At 45.7% G+C, this 19604-nt stretch carries 17 protein-coding genes; 7 read left to right on the top strand and 10 right to left on the bottom strand.

The features are described 5' to 3' along the window. Nucleotides 1–272 precede the first annotated feature (272 nt). Together H6F74_RS17670 and H6F74_RS17665 are read right to left on the bottom strand one after the other, a co-directional pair. Nucleotides 273–1493: a caspase family protein gene (locus H6F74_RS17670; RefSeq protein WP_190443393.1), complete on the bottom strand. Its 1221-nt coding sequence runs from the start codon at nt 1491–1493 to the stop codon at nt 273–275. 316 nt (nt 1494–1809) lie between these two features. Next, nucleotides 1810–2379: a pentapeptide repeat-containing protein gene (locus H6F74_RS17665; protein WP_190443391.1), complete on the bottom strand. Its 570-nt coding sequence runs from the start codon at nt 2377–2379 to the stop codon at nt 1810–1812. A gap of 75 nt (nt 2380–2454) precedes the next feature. On the opposite strand from H6F74_RS17665, the gene H6F74_RS17660 reads away from it, so the two are divergent. Beyond that, nucleotides 2455–3774, top strand: a complete 1320-nt coding sequence (locus H6F74_RS17660; protein WP_190443389.1) for a hypothetical protein — start codon at nt 2455–2457, stop codon at nt 3772–3774. A 304-nt stretch (nt 3775–4078) separates the two neighbouring features. On the opposite strand, the gene H6F74_RS17655 is transcribed toward H6F74_RS17660, so the two are convergent. After that, on the bottom strand, nt 4079–5212 hold the full coding sequence (locus H6F74_RS17655) for a SpoIID/LytB domain-containing protein (RefSeq protein WP_190443387.1): 1134 nt from the start codon (nt 5210–5212) through the stop codon (nt 4079–4081). 269 nt (nt 5213–5481) lie between these two features. Between H6F74_RS17655 and H6F74_RS17650 the strand changes: the two genes are divergently transcribed. Further along, nucleotides 5482–6417: a ribonuclease Z gene (locus H6F74_RS17650; protein WP_190423226.1), complete on the top strand. Its 936-nt coding sequence runs from the start codon at nt 5482–5484 to the stop codon at nt 6415–6417. 60 nt (nt 6418–6477) lie between these two features. Here H6F74_RS17650 and H6F74_RS17645 read toward each other — a convergent pair whose 3' ends face one another. Both H6F74_RS17645 and cobU read right to left on the bottom strand, forming a co-directional pair. Then, the gene (locus H6F74_RS17645) at nt 6478–6900 is read right to left on the bottom strand and encodes a hypothetical protein (RefSeq protein WP_190443385.1); all 423 of its coding nucleotides are present in this window, start codon (nt 6898–6900) and stop codon (nt 6478–6480) included. A 304-nt stretch (nt 6901–7204) separates the two neighbouring features. Further along, nucleotides 7205–7807, bottom strand: a complete 603-nt coding sequence (gene cobU, locus H6F74_RS17640; RefSeq protein WP_190443383.1) for a bifunctional adenosylcobinamide kinase/adenosylcobinamide-phosphate guanylyltransferase — start codon at nt 7805–7807, stop codon at nt 7205–7207. 213 nt (nt 7808–8020) lie between these two features. Between cobU and H6F74_RS17635 the strand changes: the two genes are divergently transcribed. The 4 genes from H6F74_RS17635 (at nt 8021) to hpsU (ending at nt 11379) form a co-directional block, all read left to right on the top strand. Then, nucleotides 8021–8740, top strand: coding sequence for a hypothetical protein (locus tag H6F74_RS17635; RefSeq protein ID WP_190443381.1), 720 nt, complete (start codon nt 8021–8023; stop codon nt 8738–8740). Between the two features lie 93 nt (nt 8741–8833). Beyond that, complete coding sequence (locus H6F74_RS17630) at nt 8834–9763, top strand: glycosyltransferase family 2 protein (RefSeq protein WP_190443379.1); 930 nt, start codon at nt 8834–8836, stop codon at nt 9761–9763. 73 nt (nt 9764–9836) lie between these two features. Continuing rightward, nucleotides 9837–10787, top strand: coding sequence for a glycosyltransferase family 2 protein (locus H6F74_RS17625; RefSeq protein WP_190443377.1), 951 nt, complete (start codon nt 9837–9839; stop codon nt 10785–10787). A 1-nt stretch (nt 10788) separates the two neighbouring features. Further along, complete coding sequence (gene hpsU / locus H6F74_RS17620) at nt 10789–11379, top strand: hormogonium polysaccharide biosynthesis acetyltransferase HpsU (protein WP_347269523.1); 591 nt, start codon at nt 10789–10791, stop codon at nt 11377–11379. A 27-nt stretch (nt 11380–11406) separates the two neighbouring features. Here the strand turns inward: hpsU and H6F74_RS30595 are convergent, their stop codons facing one another. Together H6F74_RS30595 and H6F74_RS17615 are read right to left on the bottom strand one after the other, a co-directional pair. Then, a complete protein-coding gene (locus H6F74_RS30595; RefSeq protein ID WP_277875811.1) occupies nt 11407–11535 on the bottom strand; it encodes a hypothetical protein in 129 nt (42 codons plus the stop codon). Then, nucleotides 11532–12827 carry a proton extrusion protein PcxA gene (locus H6F74_RS17615; protein WP_242022163.1) on the bottom strand — a complete coding sequence of 432 codons (1296 nt, stop codon included), beginning with the start codon at nt 12825–12827 and terminating at the stop codon, nt 11532–11534. Before H6F74_RS17615 ends, H6F74_RS30595 begins: the two co-directional genes overlap by 4 nt. 126 nt (nt 12828–12953) lie before the next feature. Between H6F74_RS17615 and H6F74_RS17610 the strand changes: the two genes are divergently transcribed. Then, the gene (locus tag H6F74_RS17610; protein ID WP_190443373.1) at nt 12954–15173 is read left to right on the top strand and encodes a recombinase family protein; all 2220 of its coding nucleotides are present in this window, start codon (nt 12954–12956) and stop codon (nt 15171–15173) included. Nucleotides 15174–15228: 55 nt separating this feature from the next. Here the strand turns inward: H6F74_RS17610 and H6F74_RS17605 are convergent, their stop codons facing one another. The 3 genes from H6F74_RS17605 to H6F74_RS17595 form a co-directional block, all read right to left on the bottom strand. Then, nucleotides 15229–16419 carry a serine/threonine-protein kinase gene (locus H6F74_RS17605; RefSeq protein ID WP_190443371.1) on the bottom strand — a complete coding sequence of 397 codons (1191 nt, stop codon included), beginning with the start codon at nt 16417–16419 and terminating at the stop codon, nt 15229–15231. Nucleotides 16420–16512: 93 nt separating this feature from the next. Next, nucleotides 16513–17853, bottom strand: a complete 1341-nt coding sequence (locus H6F74_RS17600) for a type IV pilin-like G/H family protein (RefSeq protein ID WP_190443369.1) — start codon at nt 17851–17853, stop codon at nt 16513–16515. A gap of 98 nt (nt 17854–17951) precedes the next feature. After that, nucleotides 17952–19370, bottom strand: coding sequence for a serine/threonine-protein kinase (locus tag H6F74_RS17595; RefSeq protein WP_190443367.1), 1419 nt, complete (start codon nt 19368–19370; stop codon nt 17952–17954). Nucleotides 19371–19604 lie beyond the last annotated feature (234 nt).

Here is a 19604-nt window from a genome sequence, read left to right as displayed (position 1 = left end):
ACCCAGTCTGGGGCTGCTTTTTTACTGCATCTACTTAATCACAATCAATCCCAGAATTCAAGCCCCGCAACAAATGTCACTTCTTATACCTATTCTGTTTCTGCTATTTTGATTAGCCATTTTTAACATTTTTACATAACAAGTTCGGTAGAGCCAGATATACTCGCCATCAACCAGTTGGTAAACCGAAATTGTGGGTATTTTTCGCTTGCTCACTCACTCGCCAGGGAATGAATTCCCTAGCGGATGTAGGGAAGACAGATAACCCAGAATTAATCTATCTTCTGCAACAGTGTCCCTGGTTTAACAACCTCCTCAACTGTCGCTATTCCAATTAAGCCCTCACGAGATTGCAGAGTCACTTTACCTGCACTACCTCCCTTAGCACCGATAATAGTAAACACCGTGCCATTTTCAATAGTTGCCAGGTTTAAACCACCCAACCACAACGTTGCCTTATTTCCTTTAACTTCGGTAATGACTGCATTTGCTACCGAACTTGGGGTGTTGATGAAATAGATAGGTTGCTTTTCATACCCACTGCCAACTTTAACTTCATAACGGGGAGTTTGGTTATCTGGGTCTAGTATGTGTTTAGTAACGTGGGCGATCGCACTCTCCGGCGTACCCGTTTGCTGCCAGAGATACTGTGTCAGTAAATAGGTAAAGGCTCCCGCATAAAAGCCATTAAAACGTGCATCTGCCGCCGTTTGAGAAGGATCTGTTGCAGCGAGTACAACTCCTTTAGCAACTCCCGCCCGATACCGTTTGACAAATTCTTCGCGAGAAAGCTTCAGTTGTGACAACCACCTTTGTTGATACGCTTTTTCTTCAGGAGAAATCTGTAGTTTCATGCCTCCATCTCGCGATCGCACCCGACGATCCCTGGTAGCACCACCAGAGTAACAACTATCTAGAACAGCGGTGAAATTTTCAGTTTGCAACGCTGACATCAGCAGGAACAATGTGTGTCCCATAATGTCCTTGACGACACCGCCTTTTTCTGGGTATCCGGTGGGTAGTGTGGCATCAACCGGAACGAAAGTGCCGTTTAATCCACTCTTACTACCTGGTTCAACAACAATTGGATCTGGATCGGAAACGCGAGAACCGTGTCCTGAGTAGTGATACACTACCACATCTCCAGGCTTGGCTTGCTTAATCAGATGTTCTTCAAATGCCTCTAGAATTCCTTGGCGAGTTGCTTGTGTATCAGTCAGAGTGTAGATATCTTTGGGATTAAAACCAAAGCGGTGGATCAGGAGATGACGCTGCAACGCTACATCATTGACACACCCCCGCAAAGGTGTAATTGGAGGTTTATCGGGATAATTATTGATGCCGACGAGTAAGGCAAGTTTGCGAGGGGTACTTTGTGCCAGAACTTTGCCGTACCGATCCGCCTGTCGTTGAATATTAAGCTGGCTTAATCCTAACGTTCCGAGAGTAGATCCAGCGAATAGGAAGAACTGGCGACGAGAAATCTGTGCCATAACTGTTCTATTTATAATTGCTTGTCAAAGTGCCTTTACCTTAACGGTTTATTTCGACAGCCAGTAGTTTGTATCCAAAGTTGTAACAGTAACATCTTATATAGCAGCCCTATTTGATTCGTGAAACAACGAACCGCTCTAGGGTGCTTCAGAAAGAAAAGAGAGAATTTTACAGCCCCCGCCAGGATTGCTATAGAAAAATTCTCCGTTTCTCCTATAACATCTCTCTGTGTATCTTTTGTCCTCCGTGGTTCGTTATCATGTCAAGGTAAGTTGCCCAAATCAAATCAGATGGCTACAGCAGTTCAAATAATACTTAATAGTACAAAGTCCCATCAGGTAAAATAGCACTATCTAGCTGAACGCCATCCAAAATCGCATATTCCAAATCGGCATTTCGCAAATCTGCACCTCGTAAATCTGCGGCTTTGAGAATTGCATTACTCAAGTCAGCGCTGGTGAGATTAGTTTGCCTCAAATCAGCATTGCTAAGATCGGCACCTGGTAATTTTGCGGCTACCAAACCAGCACCAGCAAGGTTAGCATTAGTCAGATTAGCTTTGATTAATCCGGCATAGTTAAGATTTACACCGTTCAAATTTGCACCACTGAGATTGGTATTAATCAAGCTGGCACCCCCCAAATTGGCACCCACGAGATTAGCGCCGCTTAAATTCGCAGCGCTGAGATTAGCACCAGTGAGATTAGCACCGCGCAAATCAGCAGCCTTTAAATCAACATCGCGCAATTCGGCACCGCTTAAGTCGCACCCCGGACATTGTTTGGTGTTCAGCAATTGTTGAAGGTGTTCCGGATTGGCTGCTGTGGCTGGTGTTGCTAACGCTACAAACGACAAGAGAGCGATCGCTACAATTGATGGTGTCATTCCTACCCTTGGTCTATTTAGCCAAAATTCTATACTTAGATTATTGACAAATCGTTTTTTTATTGAGGGACGGACATGGCTCCAAATCCCACCATCATGCGAGCAGTTGAACATCTGGGCTACCGCGTTACCGTTGGCGACGTGGCGACTCAGGCTGGATTAAACGTCAACATGACGGAGGCTGGATTACTCGCTTTAGCCTCCGATGCCGGGGGACATTTGCAGGTAGCAGAAACAGGTGAAATTGTCTACCTGTTCCCGAAAAATTTTCGGTCAATTCTGAACAACAAGTTTTTGCGGCTGCGGCTGAAGGAATGGTGGGAAAAAATCTGGAAGGTTTTGTTTTACCTGATCCGGATTTCCTTCGGGATTATCTTGATAGCATCGATTGTGCTGATATTTGTAGCGATCGCTGCCATCATGATTGCGGCTTCTGCCAGCCGTGACGACGATTCTGGTAGCCATGACTCCGGCGGCGGCGGTATGATCTTCATGCCTCGCTTCTGGTTTGGGCCAGACATCTGGTGGTTTTTCTATCCAGACTATGGCGATCGCTATGAACGGCGGCGAGTAGCATCTCCAGAAAAGAAACAGATGAACTTCCTAGAAGGTGTCTTCTCGTTTCTGTTTGGCGATGGTAATCCTAACGCCGATTTAGAAGAACGTCGCTGGAGTGCGATCGCTACCGTAATTCGCAACAACGGCGGTGCTGTAACAGCAGAACAAATCGCCCCCTATCTCGACGAAACCGGCTCAGGATGGGCTAAAGAATACGAAGACTATATGCTGCCAGTGCTAACCAAATTTAACGGGAAACCGGAAGTCAGCCCTGACGGAGACATAGTTTATCACTTCCCAGACTTGCAAATTACAGCCCAAGAGCGAAATTCCGAAGCAGTCGGTGCTTATCTGCGAGAGCGTCCTTGGCGCTTTAGCCAAGCCACTAGCGGACAGAATATGCTCTCAGCTGGACTAGGTGCGGTGAATATTGTCGGTGCTTTAGTTCTGGGTTCCCTGTTGCGGGGTGAGGTTGGAGTACAGTTAGCACAATCCGGCGGACTGATCGCCTTCGTACAGTCGATTTACTGGGTTTTATTAGGCTACGGCACAGCTTTCTTAGCAATCCCCTTAATTCGCTATTTCTGGATTCAATTCAGAAATAAAAGGGTAGAAAGCAGGAATCAGAAGCGGCAAGATCGCGCCATCTTGTTAAATCAAGCCAATTCTGCCTTGCAGAAAAAAATCATCTATGCCCAACAGTTTGCTGCTAAAACTGTCCTCGGTCGCGATGATTTAGCTTACACCACCGAAAACGACTTGATAGAACAGGAAATCGAGCAATCTGACAAAATTGATGCAGAATGGCAGCGCCGCCTCAATCAAAGCGGTTCATAACAATTCTTTTGGGTGTCTGAATAAGAACCCGTATCCATAACAGGGGGTGTAATTCAAACCCACTACTTCCCCACCCTCCTCTCCTAGTTGAGTAGAGAATTCATAGAGAGGAGGGATTTCTTTTTTTTGTCTCCCAAGTCTTTTTCGTTGACGCTTTGTGGTCGGACGCCCGCAAAGTATAGGGTTTTTCAGTTCGGTGGAATATATCGCGGTTGTGACGTTAGAGCTACCTTGATAGGGACATGGCATTGCCATGTCCCTACAGATGCACAGCAATTCTTTGAGTTGCATCGCGTCCTAACTTTTACTTAACTTGAAGGCTAGTAAGGGCGGTGTTCTGATAATAGTGTCCCAAAATTTGCTGATAGTTTACTCCCTGCTGAGCTAAATTATGAGCTCCCCACTGGCTCAAACCAAGACCATGACCGAAACCGCGGCCATTGATCTGAAAACCTGTTGAGGAAGAACTAACGGTGAACCAGGTACTCTTAAGTCCCAATGCGCTACGCAACTGACTGCCGCTCATCCGCCGCGTACCCTTATTACCAACTACTTTCATAGTCATTATGCGTCCCGTAGGCGTTGTGCGCTCTGGGACTAGGGTTTTAATATTGCTGACACCGAGAAGGCGACTGAGTTCGCTCTTGGAGAAAGTTTTCTGCCACTGGTAGGGTGGCGCTCCCTGGTCGTAGTCTGCGACACCGCGCAGATACGGAAGCGGTTGTGTCCAAACATTTTCCACATTTTCCGTGTGTCCTCCAGAGGAGGAATGGAAGACGGCGAGAATTAGCTGGTTGTTGTAAGTCAGCACTTGCCCTGCTGTGGCATTTACAGCTTGATGCGTCCCTGTAGTTTCGGTATCAAGACCTTTGTAAACTTGGGAACTTTGGGTGTCGCCAAGATCGTAAACGCCATTGCCTGAAGTTTGGCGTTTATAAAGGGCGTAGGTGCGGGCGGCGACAGCTTGCGCCTTCAGCGCTTCCAAAGGCCAGTTGCCGCCCATTTCTGCCCCTAAGACGCTGTAGAGATATTGTTCTAAATCGACTTGGTTAACGGCGGTGAGTCCTTTGCCGGAGGGAACGATGCGGGCGCGGCCCCGATACCAGCGATCGCCTATCCAAACATATCCGCCACTGGTCGGCTCAATGAATAGATCCGTGGCTTTCCGTCCGTCCATCGCCACGCTACCGCCAGATGAACGGGCTTCTTTGCCATCCATTGGTGCCATTTCTCCCACAACTCGACCAGCACCGTCGCGGATTACAGCTTTGGTAGAACTGCCTATGGTAATCTTGCTAACGCCTTGTTGAATTGCTACGCGCAATTCCATCGCAGCTTGAGCAGGGGCAACTAGGGCAATCCACAATAAGATAGTCAGCCCGGATGAAGAAGGATGGAGTAGTCTTTGAAAGAGCAATTGGAGACGTTGAGTTACCATCTGAGAAATTTCCTCACACTATACATAAAGGTCGTTCTAGTTATGGCGATCGTTAAACCTGAGCCGCATTGAGAGCAACAATAAAGTCTTTAATTCAAAACACCCCAGAGCATATCCGCTTGGTTCGGTATATGCAACCGGGTACATCTTCTATAAAGTAGATATATTTATCACGTTTGCCACTTCAGTGTCACCCATTGTTTTGAAATTGTATGCTGATAGTTATAGTTAGACTATTTTCAGACTTTGTGATGGTTGTCTAGAACAGAATGCAGATTACTTTTTTAGGGACAAGCTCAGGTGTGCCAACGCGATCGCGCAACGTTTCCAGCGTGGCTCTCCGTCTACCCCAGAGGGGAAAATTCTGGCTATTTGACTGCGGCGAAGGCACCCAACACCAACTCTTGCGGAGTGACCTGAAAATGGGTCAACTAGACCGCATTTTTATCACCCATATGCACGGAGACCATATCTTCGGCTTAATGGGTCTTTTGGCAAGCTGTGGTTTGGCTGGCAATACTCAACGCATGGATATCTACGGCCCTGCTGGTCTTAATGAATACCTGCGTGCTTCTAGACAATACTCTTCCACTCATTTTTCTTACCCCGTCCAAGTTCACGCCGTACAACCAGGGATAGTGTATGAAGATGAAGAATATATCGTCAGTTGTCTTCCCCTAAAACATCGGGTGACTGCTTTTGGCTATCGAGTAACTGAAAAAGACCGTCCAGGGCGCTTCAATGTGGAAAAAGCAGCCCAAATGGGAATTCCGCCTGGTCGCGTCTATGGGCAACTTAAGCGCGGCGAAACAGTAACGCTGCTGGATGGGCGGCAAATTAGCGGCACCGATTTGTGTGGCGAGACAGAGATCGGGCGCAAAATTGTTTACTGTACAGACACAGTTTATTGTGACGAGGCGGTGGAATTGTCGCGGGATGCAGATGTGTTAATTCACGAAGCCACCTTTGCTCATCAAGATGCCCAGTTAGCTTTCGATCGCTTGCATTCTACCTCAACGATGGCAGCGCAAGTGGCTTATGCTGCGGGTGTCAACCAGCTGATTATGACCCATTTCAGCCCCCGCTATGCTCCTGGTAATGCCATTGTGTTAGATGATTTGCTAACTGAAGCTCGTGCCATTTTCCCGAACACGAAATTGGCATATGACTTTATGACTTATGAGGTGCAGAGGAATAGGAATTAGGAGTTAGAAGTTAATAATTCACAACTCCGGAGGCGGAGCGTCTCCGGCTCCGCAAAACTCTTACTGGCCGCTGGCTCTCTGAAGGCGATCGCGTATTTCAATTAAGCGAGATTGGCTGCTAACAGGCGATCGCGGTTGTGGAACTTCCGTGTTAGGCCAGTTGGGCAAATCGTTACAGGGACACAACTCTGGCGGCATTCCCACTGTCTTGATGGGTACGGGCATTTGGCAACGCCCACAAGGTGAAACGTCCCACCCTGGTGTCAGCAGTTGGGCAATTGTTTCGTGAGTGCCTTCGAGATAACAATCTCCTGACTCTGGCGAGATAATTTTCTGCCAGCAGCTTTCAAATTCTTCACTGTAGCGATCGCCCCGAATTACAGGTTGCGGCAGCAGCGCTTCTTTGCCATTGTGAATTAAAACCTTTTTGCCTAACTGAAACCAATAGGCAATATATTGTCTGACTTGGTGTTCGGATGCCATAAGCTGAATTTGACTCCTAGTTAACACTAGGAAATAGGCGAACTGCTCCCTCGGAAAGCTTACTTCTAATCTAGGCGATCGTTTTCTTCAGCATTTCCTGCTCTGGGTTGATTGTGCGTCAGACAAAATAATTAATCTTCTCTGACAATTCTAACCTTACAAGTTGGGTAACTCTACGCTAAAAAAGCGGGTATTTCCACCGTAGCGGCTTCTACCCTCTTTTGTTATTGCCTCGATTTACATCTTCTAAAATTTTGATAAAAATTTACTTTCTTATAGGTGACAAAAGTACCAAATAGATATATTAGGAATCTGGTAAAGGGGAACCGAGGAGACTAAGATTAAGAACATGACCGCCAGTGACGAGAAAAACGGGATTAGCGATCGCGCCAACACGACGACACAGAGTTCCCAAGCGATCGCGGAACTTCCGACCGATGGGATAGGCGGGGACAACCCCCCAACCAGTTTCCTCCGCCACCAAAATTACATCCGCAGGGCAGTTTAAAAGACTCTCCAGCAACTTTGCCGAGGTAATTTCCCAAGCTTCATCGTCTTGGTCTAAGAAATTCGCCACCCACGTTCCCAAAGAATCAACCAGCAGACAAGTAGACTCAAGAGAATCTTGAATCGTTGCTGCTAGAGTTATAGGAACTTGCAGCGTTTGCCATTCCCAGGGTCGTCGCTGCTGGTGTTGTTCAATACGCGATCGCCATTCCAAATCATCTGGATCAACTTGCGCCGTTGCCACGTAGACAACAGGCTTCCCCGAACGCATTGCTAGAGTTTCCGCCCACTCGCTTTTGCCAGACCGCGCCGGGCCAGTCACCAAAATTAGATGCCTATTAGAAGTAGAATCAACTCGTGTCACAAAGGCTGTTTTACTGATTTCAGGCGGGTTCTGCATCAAAGTTAAATTTAACAGCCCAAAAAATATATTTTATCCACCACTAGAGTGTCCAAGGTACTCTATTCGTTAAGAGTGAATGTAAAATTTTTCTTTTGTCGTTCAAGACCAGACAACAATAATACAAATAAAATAGAAAATTAAGCGAGTAACCAAAGCTGGAAAGCGGCACAAGAGTGGGTTTTAATTTCTACTACTAGGCGTGAAATAACCATGAAACCAGAATTAAAACGGATTGAGACGACACTACACCAGCTATCGGATAAAAATCCTGAAATAGGCAATCAGCCTGACGGGATGGGGTGGCGTTCCCAGACACCAGATGCTGCACCATCGATTTCGATGACCGTAGAATCTTGGACAGACCAAAAGCAATCTGGTAAAACGCCAGTGCTGCCGAAATTAAAAACTCCCAGCTTCACCAACCATCGTAATGCTGCCAATCCTGCCCTAGCGACAACCCTGCTGCAAGAAATCGAAGTAATTGTCGGTGGTTGGCAGAAAGAATTACATCAAATTCTGCGGCAAATTCAAGACCTCTACCTAGAAGGGCCAATTGTAGACGGTTGGTTAGAGTCTCATGCCCGCGAACCGGAAGTAGGCGTTGAAGTGTTGCGCCAGGCAGTAGAAACGGGCCATGCGGCATCTGTACACCAGTTGATGGACTACGTAGAAGAATGCAATCAACCGGATGGCAATGTGACGTGTGAATCTCCCCGTACCGGATACCGCTTAGTAGGTTTGGATGCCGATGGTCAATTGTGGTCGCGTCCCTGTCCGCCAGAACAGGTTCCTACTGTAAGTGTAGCGATCGCGCGTTATCAAAAACTGCGGCAGTTGCTGGTTCGCAAACAAGACTTAGAAACCCGCCTTAGCCAATTGGCGGAAACTCTCATCGTTCTGCATGGTCATTTACAAGACCCAAGTTCTTAGCACAGGGATCTTGCCTGTGTCATTAGTAGCCATTAGTCATTTGTTTGTTATAAATGACCCATGACCGCTAATTTGACCACACACTAATGACCAATGACTAAACCCAAAATTTCTGCGATTATCTGTACCCACAATCGAGAGCAGTATTTAGGTGCCGCCATTGATAGCTGTTTAGGCCAAGATTTCCCGGATTTTGAAGTAGTAGTGGTGGATAATGCTTCAAGCGATCGCACTCGCGAAATCGTAGAAGCACGAGTTGGCGTGACATACGTTTACGAACCCATCACAGGTCTATCCGTCGCCCGGAACACTGGCGCGCGCGTTGCCAAAAGCGATATTCTCGCCTATCTCGATGATGATGCTGTTGCCAGTTCGCTTTGGCTGAAGACACTCTATGATGCCTATCAAAGCAATGAGAAATTAGCCATTGCTGGGGGCAAAGTTACCTTACTCTGGCCCGATGGCATAAAACCCCCTCAGTGGCTTTCCTCCGGCTTATCTGGCAACCTGGGAGCATACGACCTAGGAGCGAACGTCATTTATATCAAACAGCCCGGTATGACCCCCAGAGGCTTAAATTACTCAATCCGGCGCACCTTTCTAGAAGAAATTGGTGGTTTCGATCTTAATCTGGGTCGGGTCGGTAAAAATCTACTATCAAATGAAGAATTACACATGACAGAACGGGCGCTAAAACTCGGTTGGCAAGTTGCCTATCTGCCTGATGCCTTAGTTGCCCATAATGTTTCCCCCGAACGCCTTCAACGAGCCTGGTTTTTCAGTCGAGGCTGGTGGCAAGGCATTAGTGAATGTTACCGCGAACAACTTTCCGGTCAAGCTGGGCCAGCCCAGCTGTTAAGAGGAAGCGACCGAATAATGCGCGGTTTATATAATTCCGTAAAAAACTTTGACGATCCTGCCCAACGCTTCGACAGTCTGGTGTATGCCTACGGTCAAATTGGTTATTTGATAGCGGCGATTAAAGGTATGATTTCTACACCTGTAAAAAAGATTAAAACTTAATCTTTAATTAATCCTGCGGGAAATATTTACCTTTACATTTTTGCGTTTTACCTATTACCTGTTGCCTTTTCTTATGAATGCCTCCAAACTCCCCGTATCGGTTCTGATTCCCGCTAAAAACGAACAAGCAAATCTACCTGCTTGCCTGGAAAGTGTTGCCAGGGCTGATGAAGTATTTGTGGTGGATTCCCAAAGTAGCGATCGCTCTATAGAAATTTCTGAAAGTTACGGCGCGAACGTCGTCCAATTTCACTTCAACGGTCGCTGGCCGAAAAAGAAAAACTGGGCATTAGACAATCTGCCTTTCCGCAACGATTGGGTATTAATTGTCGATTGTGACGAACGCATTACTCCGGAACTGTGGGAGGAAATTGCTACTGCGATTCAGAATCCCGAATACGAGGGTTACTACCTCAACCGCAAAGTCTTTTTTCTCGGCAAATGGATTCAGCACGGGGGTAGATATCCCGACTGGAATTTACGCTTGTTTAAGCACAAAAACGGGCGCTACGAAAACTTGGGGACAGAAGAAATTCGCAACACTGGCGACAACGAAGTTCACGAACACGTTGTGCTACCAGGTTCAGTCGGCTATCTGAAAAACGATATGCTGCACATCGACTTTCGGGACGTATTTCACTGGCTGGAAAGGCATAATCGCTACTCTAACTGGGAAGCCCGCGTTTATCTAAATATCCTCACAGGAAAAGACGAAAGCGGTACCATTGGTGCTAATTTATTTGGCGACGCGGTGCAGCGCAAGCGTTTTCTGAAAAAAGTCTGGGTACGGCTACCTTTTAAACCGTTTATCCGGTTTATTTTGATTTACTTTATTCAGCTTGGCTTTTTGGATGGCAAACCCGGATATATATATGCGCGGCTGATGAGTCAGTACGAGTATCAAATTGGCATCAAGCTGTATGAATTGATGCAGTTTGGCGGTCAGTTGAACGTAGCAGCGGCGACACCGAAAGCGCCTCCCCAGCCTGTAAAAGAGCCGGATTCGTTAACAGGGAGCGTCTAGGGTGTTGGAACCAGGGGAGTCAAAGCCAGCTTTAGACGAGATATTGGTAGATTTACGCCGCTACGACCAATCTTGGTTTGACAGGGGAAGACCAGGCTGGTTTGTGTTGATCTGGTGGTTGGTGCAAGCGATCGCATTCCCCTTGACTCCCCATCCCGTCAACAGCTTGCGCTGCTCCCTCCTGCGGTTGTTCGGTGCCAAAATCGGCAAAGGTGTCATTATCCGCCCCACCGCCCGCTTCACCTTTCCCTGGAAAGTGGAAATTGGCGATTACAGTTGGATTGGCGATGATGTCGTTTTCTACAGCCTTGACCAGATTCGCATTGGTCAGCACTGTGTAGTATCCCAAAAAAGCTACCTCTGCACTGGCAGTCACGACATCCACGATCCAACTTTCAACCTAATAACATCCGGCATTACCATTGGCAACGGTGCTTGGATTGCCACCGATTGCTTTATTGCGCCTGGGGTGGAAATCGGCGCATATTCGGTAATAGGCGCGCGCAGCAGCGTTTTTGGCAACATTCCACCGCAGCAGGTTTGCTGGGGTACACCTTGCCGTCCCCACTACCAAAGAGAAATTAAAAATTAAAAATTACTCTCGTTACTAGGCGACCCTCTAGTAACGAGAAATCCCCAATCCCCAATCCCCAGTCCCTTGAGGACGCATTACCAATCCCCAATCCCCAATCCCCAGTCCCCAATCCCCAATCCCCAATCCCCAGTCCCCAATCCCCAATCCCTTCATTCATTCATATTCCTATAAGTAGCAACTGCTGAAGGCGAAATTCGGTTCAAGTAACGGAAAATCCAATACTTAAAAATCGTGTCCAGAATTACGGGAAAAGTGGCGATAAATAGATAGTTGAAGTCTCTGTTTTCCGGCAACCCTAAGTGCCTTGATATGCCTTCTAAAATCACTTCCCAGCCGTGAGGGGAGTGAAATCCTACAAAGACATCAGTAAACAAAATAATAATAAAAGCTTTAGCACTGTCACTCAGTCCATAAACAACATCATCTATAAAACCTTTGAAAATCTCAATTTCCCTACGACTGTTAACCAGTAAAACGTAAAAAGACCCAGCCGCAAATATATCAGCAAAAACATTTTTTATGGCATTAGCGCTTCTGTGACGGTATTCTTCACTCAGCTCAGATGCCTTTTCTTTGACTTCCTCTTCCATCTCCTCTGGTGATAGCTTGGGAGCTAGACCTACCAAAGTTCTAAACTTTAATAGTTCTTCAAATCTTTGCAAATCGTGAAAAGCTTCTTCTTCCAAATCAACATTTAAGAAAATTTCAGTTTTGTTTTCATCTCTAAAGCGATCAACTAGAGGTGCCACTATAAAGGTTTTAGTTACCTGCTGAGTCAACAGAGGAACTAAAATCAAAACTAAAATAAACCTAATAGAAATTATTGTTTTTGTTTGAGATATCCGAAAGTTTTTAACAACTTCCTCTTCTGATTTTGGGTTGAAGTCTCTTTTAAGCCGATCCAGCGTACTCAAGATTGACCGAGGAACAAAACTTGTTGTATCAGTCATTGTCTCAGCTTCTCCGATTACTTTGCTTTTATCAAAGTAACTTGGCTGATTATATAATTCTCCTTTATCAAGGTTGGCTTCTACAATTTTAGATTGAGAAACTGGCATCAAGGCTGACGATGACGATGGCGATGGTGATGAAGAAGGTTTTGGTTGAGACTGGTATTTAGATATAACATCGTCAATAAACTTGAGTTTTTCTAAAGTTATTGATTGAGTTTCTCTATTTTCCAGTTCGGCAATGTTTGTGTATTCCGAGCCATCTATTCTGGAAACCCTGGTTTTATTTTGATTTGCTAGGCTAACAATTGAAGTGCTAGAATGAAATTCGGATAAACTTAACCTAGCATCCTTTAAATACTTATTAAGCTTAATTAGAAAATAAGACAGGGCATTTTCGCGGTATTTTTTGGAATCAGAAGATATTTTGTTGCCGTCAAAATGTTCGTCTTCAATCGCTTTAATCATTAAAGCTGCTTTGTATGCCCGCTCCAAGGCTCTTTCTGGTGTCCGGATATACCACTGGCTGGCAGCGTCTAAGGACGAGCGGAGCTGTGTAAAGAAAGGTAGTTTCATAACAGAAACAGAGTATTAAATTAAAAGTATCACCAGCGTTTAGCAATGTTAACCCAATCTCAGCCAAACTGGATCAGAGGATCAACCCGAAGTGGTAAGACAACTCGCCTGGTGAATCAGTTTTGTCACTGGGTGGAGGTGCGATCGCAACAGAACCGACTTTCGCCGTCAACTCAGGGGAGGAGGAGGCGACGGGACTCAGAAAGATCGATTTTGGTGTTTGCTGCTAATGATGATAACCGGAGCGAATTAGCTGACCGTTTGGCTGCTGCGACAGACGGGCGGTATCCAATTCAATCTAAGACACCTTTAGGGTTTTTTCAGGATGAAATTATACTGTTTTGGCCTTTGCTAATTGGGCGATTGGATTTAAGGGCGCAATTTCCAGTCCGACTACGCCCGGAAACTGAGCAGGAGTTAGCTACTCGGCTGTGGCGTTCTGAGTTGGATAAAGGCAGCTTACAGATGCTGGGAGTAAGCGAGTATCGTGTGGTGCGCCGGATTCTGGACTTGTTGCAGCTAGCGGCTATTAGTGGGACACCACTTGAGGAGATTCCCGCTATTCTTGAACAAGGCATCTTACTCCCATTAACACAGAGGGAGGAGGATGGGGAAAGCGTTGAAGATTCAGCTATTAATTGGACTGATGTAGGAAATTTACTGCTTGGCTGGCGGGGATGGTGTCTGGAGAGGGGTTTGCTGACTTATGGGATTATATGCGAACTTTATTGGCGGTATCTGCTGCCAGATGAAACTTATCAGCAGCATTTAATTCGCCGCTATCAAGGGGTGTTGGCGGATGATGTGGATGATTACCCAGCTATAGCTGGCGATTTATTTAATTTTCTTTTGGATAACGGAGCGGTTGGGGCGTTTACTTATAATCCGGATGGGGCGGTGCGATTGGGTTTGAATGCCGATCCGAATTACCTGGCTCGTCTAGCTTCGCGCTGTCGGGTAGAAATCTTGAGCGATCGCACTGAGAATATAGGCGCAGTTTACGGAGAGCCAATCGTAGAGACGGTGCGCGATCCGATGTATATGTTGAGCTTACCAGAGTCGGTACAGTTGATTCAAACCACGTCCCGCGCTCAGTTGTTGCGGCAAACTGGGGAAGCGATCGCCGAAGCGGTACAAAGTGGACAAGTGCAGCCTTCCGATGTGGCAGTAATTGCGCCTGGTTTGGATGCGATCGCCCGCTATACCCTAGTCGAAATTCTCACAAGTAAAGGTATCCCGGTAGAGTCTCTCAACGACCAGCGCCCCCTAATTAGTTCCCCCACAATCCGGGCGTTGCTCACACTCTTAGCTCTAATTTATCCAGGCTTGGGGCGATTGGTAAACCGGGATGCCGTAGCAGAAATGTTGGTCGTACTTAGTCCGACTAGGGACTGGGGACTCTTGACTCTTGACTGGGGAGTGGGGGAAGAATTTGCTTCTTCACCAATCTCTAATCACCAATCCCCAGCCATCGATCCAGTACGGGCAGGTTTGTTGGCAGATTACTGCTATTCCCCAGATCCAGAGCAACCCCGTTTGCTACCTGTGACGAATTTCCCGCGATGGGATCGGCTGGGACACTCTGCCTGTAAAGCCTACGAGCAGATTTTGGGGTGGATAGAGCAACAGCAAAGTCAGCAACAACAGCGTCTGATTCCCAACTACGTCGCCCTGCTTGACCGGGCAATTCAGCAGTTTTTGTGGAAAGGTAGCAATCTCCCCTACGACCAACTAGCAGCCTTACGCGAACTGATGGAAACCGCGCAACATTACTGGGAAGTCGAGGGACGACTGCGACAAAAAAGCGGAGGAGGCGATAGCGATCGCGACACTATTGAACGCTTCATCTGCCTGTTGCGTCGCGGTACCGTCACCGCCAACCCCTACCCAGTTCGTCGGCTAGGTCTGAGTAGTCGCGCTGTTACTTTGGCTACAATCTTCCAATACCGCGCTTCTCGACGGTTCCACCGCTGGCAATTTTGGCTAGATGCGGGTTCTCCCCTGTGGTCAAAGGGCGGTGCTGCTACCCTATTTGGTGCGCCATTGTTTCTCAAGGATTGGTCAGGAGAGCCAATTAGGGAACAAGATACCCAAGTAGCTGATGAGCAAAGACTGCGGCGGATTTTACTAGATTTACTAGGGCGAGTGGGGGAGCGAGTTTATCTGTGTCACAGTGAATTGGCGACAAATGGGCAGGAGCAAAGCGGCCCCTTGTTGCCTTTAGTGAATGCCTCGGTTCCTGTGAATCTTGATGCAATAAGTTAGAAAGGCTATTTTCTGGTTCTTAGGCTGAGGCTGGGAACGAGAAGATGGGGTGTTTTTAGAGGGAATGGAGGATAAATGCGATTAGAGAGATATATAGCCAAGCCATCGGTACGCCAATAAAAAGTCCAGCGATCGCCCAACCTCTTTGATGCGCTTTGAATTGTTCAATACTGCGCCATTTTCTACTTTTCCACGCCCATTCATTGCCCCTAGAACCGAGCGCGATCGCCATCAACCAACCAACATTTGGTATCAAAGATATAAGTCCAAACCAAACATTATTTGTGAAAGGCCACATATAAGGCAACAGAAATGCGCCCCAATTCCAACCCTTAATTTCTTCAGGCACCTCCACCGAAGAATCAAATAATCTGCCTTGCCCAGAATTATTATTAAACGGAACTGCTTGCTTTAAGGGCTGAATTCCTGGGGTAGTGTTGATTAGAGTGCCTTCTTTCAGCGCTTTCAGAGCATATTTCGCACTGCTAAACCGTTCCTCTGGGGCTGGTTCTGTCAACTTTTGAATCCAGTTAATCGTAGGGCGACTGATGCTCACCTGCTGCTCAAATTGAATTCGCAAGTTACGAGAAGGCAGATCCGCTGGTGCAGTTCCTGTTAACAAATGAATCAAAGTTGCTCCCAATGAATACAAGTCTGATGCTGGTACAGCCCTACCGCCAAACTGTTCCATTGGCGCATAACCATAAGTCCCCACAATGGTAAATGTGGCTCCTTCTTTTGCCGCTTTATCTTGCACAGCGCCAAAATCAACTAAATATATCTTGCCATCTTCACCCCAGATTAAATTACTCGGTTTGATGTCTCGGTGCAGTACCGTTGGACTGAGTTCGTGGAGATAAATCAGAACTTTGAGAACATCAGAGGCAATTTTGCGAACTTCTGTTTCGGTATACTTTTTGCCAGAGTTTAGCAACTCCTTCAGAGAGTCGCCGGGGATGTATTCTTGGACTATAGCAAACCAGAGCGATCGCTCATCCATACAAAAATAATCTCGGTACTGGGGAATCTGAGAATGATTCAACTGTTTAAGTACCTGTGCTTCTCTTTCAAACAGCTTGAGATCGTCCCACTGCACCTCGCCACCAAAAGCTAGGAGTTTGACAACTACCAACTCTTTTTCTTCAGTTTCGATATCCGTCGCTAACCAAGTTTGTCGCCCAGAATTTTGTCCCAGTTTTTCTTTTAGTTTATAGCGTCCTTGTAATACCTGTTCTGCTTGCAGCATTTTTAGTCCTTAGTCATTAGGTATTAGTCATTAGCAATTGGTATTACCATTACCAATTACCAAATTTCCAGCCTTTTGTGTCTACTAACACTTTCACTTACCTACTTCAGTTGTGCCAACACCACAGGCTGGCTGACCATTTATAATGATTGGATTTGGAATTACGCTTATTCCGGACTTCTTAGATTCGCACATAATTGCCACCATTCTCATTTCACCCTTAGCAGCACCAACGTCGTTTGCAGGTACTAAGAAAGCACCGCCAACATAGCTTTTAAGCTTACGATTTCGGGTTATTCCATAGTTAAATGCAGCTTTGTCTGGCCCCCAAGTTGAATATTGGTAGTTTTCTGTCTGAGTGCTGATATCGACCCCTAGTTCTGTAACGGAATTAGAAAAATGATTATTTTCTAAAAAATAAGCTTGCTGGGCGAGGTTCATTGCCCTAACATATTGTTTCGCTTCAGATTGCTTGGCTTTAGTTGATGAATCCAGCAAATCTGGCATAGCAGTGACACCTAAACCGAGAATTATTAGTGGTATCGAAGCTAAAAACGCTAGACGACCATAACGAACTGAATTTTCATTTTCTTGAGGATTTGTTTTAACAGAACTGGGCGAAGTAGCTGCTACCATTGCCTCAAGTGCTTCCCGTGCTGTGGTGAATCTTTTTTCGGGAGCAGGTTCTATAAGCTTTTCTATCCAGTTGGTAAAACTGGGGTTCAGGTTAACTTTGTCTGCAAATTGAATTCGCATTTGATGCTGCGGGAATTCAGCTGGTGGTGTTCCAGTTAACAAATGAATGAGTGTTGCTCCCAGTGCATACAAATCTGATGCTGGAACTGCACGTCCCCATAGTTGTTCGGGCGGCGCATAGCCACTGGTTCCCACTACTGTAAAGGTTACTCCTTCAGTCTTAGCGCGGTCAGTAACCGCACCAAAATCTACCAGATGAACTTGTCGGTTTTCGCCGAAAATCAAATTACTGGGTTTGATATCGCGGTGCAAAACTGGCGGACTCAATTCGTGCAGATAAATCAGAATCTTCAGCACCTCTGTGGCAATTCTTTGCACCAAGCTTTCTGTTAAATTTTTTCGCTCATCTAACATTTGGCGTAAGGATTTACCGGGAATGTAATCTTGAACTAATCCAAACCAAGGTAAACCGCCACCAGTCTCCTCATCCAATGAAAAATAATCGCGATATTTCGGAATTTTGGGATGGTTGAGATTTTTTAAAACTTGAGCCTCACGTTCAAATAGTTTTAATTCTTCCCATTGCATCTGCGGATTAAAAGCCAGCAATTTAACAATTACTTCTTGGTTAGGTTCTGCTGATAAATCTGTTGCTAGCCAAGTTTGCCGCCCCGCATTTTGCCCTAATTGCTGTTGTAGCTGATAACGTCCTTGTAATACCTGTTGTGTTTGCAGCATGATTTATTTGTTAGTTGTAAGTTGTCTGTTGTCATTAGGGGCGAAGCATTCGCGTTGCAATTTCAGTGAGTCGTAAATTCTTATACGCAGCTTTGCCCTTATTTAAGCCAATCTTGTATCTGTTGAGCTAACCAGTTACACTCGTTCTCAGTGAAATTACGCCCCAAGGAATAGTTACAGCTATTAGTTTGAATGTTTAGCCGCTTTGAACCGATTTTATATACCTTTTTAATTTCTGAAGTTTGCCCTTGATGACGAATATAGCAGAAGCCAAAAAGTTTTTTTTCAATCACAAAACTTTCTTGGTCTAAATAAAGGTAATTATCGCCTAGGGAGTTGAGGTTGTTTAAATGCAATTTTGATAACATTTTTGCCAGTTCAGATTGTACATTATTTCCTAACCAAATGTTTCCAACGATTAACACTCCAGCCAACATTAAGGAAATCAGAAGAAAAAACTTATAGTAAAATAATGACACAACACCAATGGCTACGAATAAAAGCAGACAACATAGCATAAAAAGTAGCGATAATAGAGACATTATCGAGCCTGCTGCTAGTAGCCATTTTCCTCCAAATCCCAGGACATCTACAAGAAATAATAACCCTCTTCCAGAAAATTTAATTTTCAATTCGGTAGGAGACTTCCACATCTGAATCCGGCTACCAGTTGGCTGACGAACTTTTTGCAGAGGGGTGTTGAGATAACGTTCTGCTTTCAGGTCTTTTAGGGCGAGTCTGGCTGTGCTATAACGTTGGCTTAAATCGGGTTCGGTTAGGGATTGAATCCAACAAATAAAAGTGGGATTAACGCTTATAAGATGGGAAAATTGAATCTGCAAATTCTTCTGGGGCAAATCTGCTGGAGAAGTGCCAGTTAATAAGTGAATTAAAGTTGCGCCCAGCGCATATAAATCGGATGCTGGTACAGCTTTTCCCCAAAATTGTTCCAGTGGTGCATATCCCGTAGTTCCGACTACCGTAAAAGTGACACCTTCAGCAGTTGCAGCATCTTGAACTGCGCCGAAATCAACTAGATAAATCTGCTCATCTTCTCCCCAAATCAAGTTACTCGGTTTGATATCGCGATGCAGTAGTGGCGGACTTAATTCGTGCAGGTAAATTAGTATATTTAAAATATCTGTGGCAATTTGACGTACTTGATTTTCCGTAAAACGTTTGCCTTGATGCAAAAGTTGTTGTAGAGTTTTCCCCGGAATGTATTCTTGGACTAAGCCAAACCAGCACAAACCAGCGCCGATAGTTTTGTCCAGGGAAAAATAATCTCGATATTTGGGAATTCGGGGATAATTAAGATTTTTTAAAACTTGAGCTTCGCGCTCAAAGAGTTTAAAATCATCCCACTGCATCTGCGGGTTAAAGGCTAGCAGTTTGACGATGACCAATTCTGGCGGCGACACACTGACATCAGTTGCTAGCCAGGTTTGTCGCCCAGCATTGTGTCCTAACTGCTCTTGGAGTTGGTAACGCCCCTGCAATAGTTGTGCTTGCAGCATTTGGAGAAAGGATTGACGACTCGCTGTATCTACTCCAATTTAACTAGCGATCGCGTATAGCGCTACCTTGCAGCTTCCTTCTAGATTTTCTTGGGGATTTACCCTGAGTGTAGATTGCTACACTCATTGTTAACTACAGCGATCGCCCTTTTTCAACTAACAACTGCGATCGCTATTTTTGAGAACTGACAATATATTCACACAAACGTAGAGACGCGAAATTTCGCGTCTCTA

This window comes from Trichocoleus sp. FACHB-90, from assembly GCF_014695505.1.
GTDB classification, from domain to species: Bacteria; Cyanobacteriota; Cyanobacteriia; order Cyanobacteriales; family FACHB-T130; genus Funiculus; species Funiculus sociatus.
This window is presented reverse-complemented; position numbering and strand designations above follow the sequence as displayed.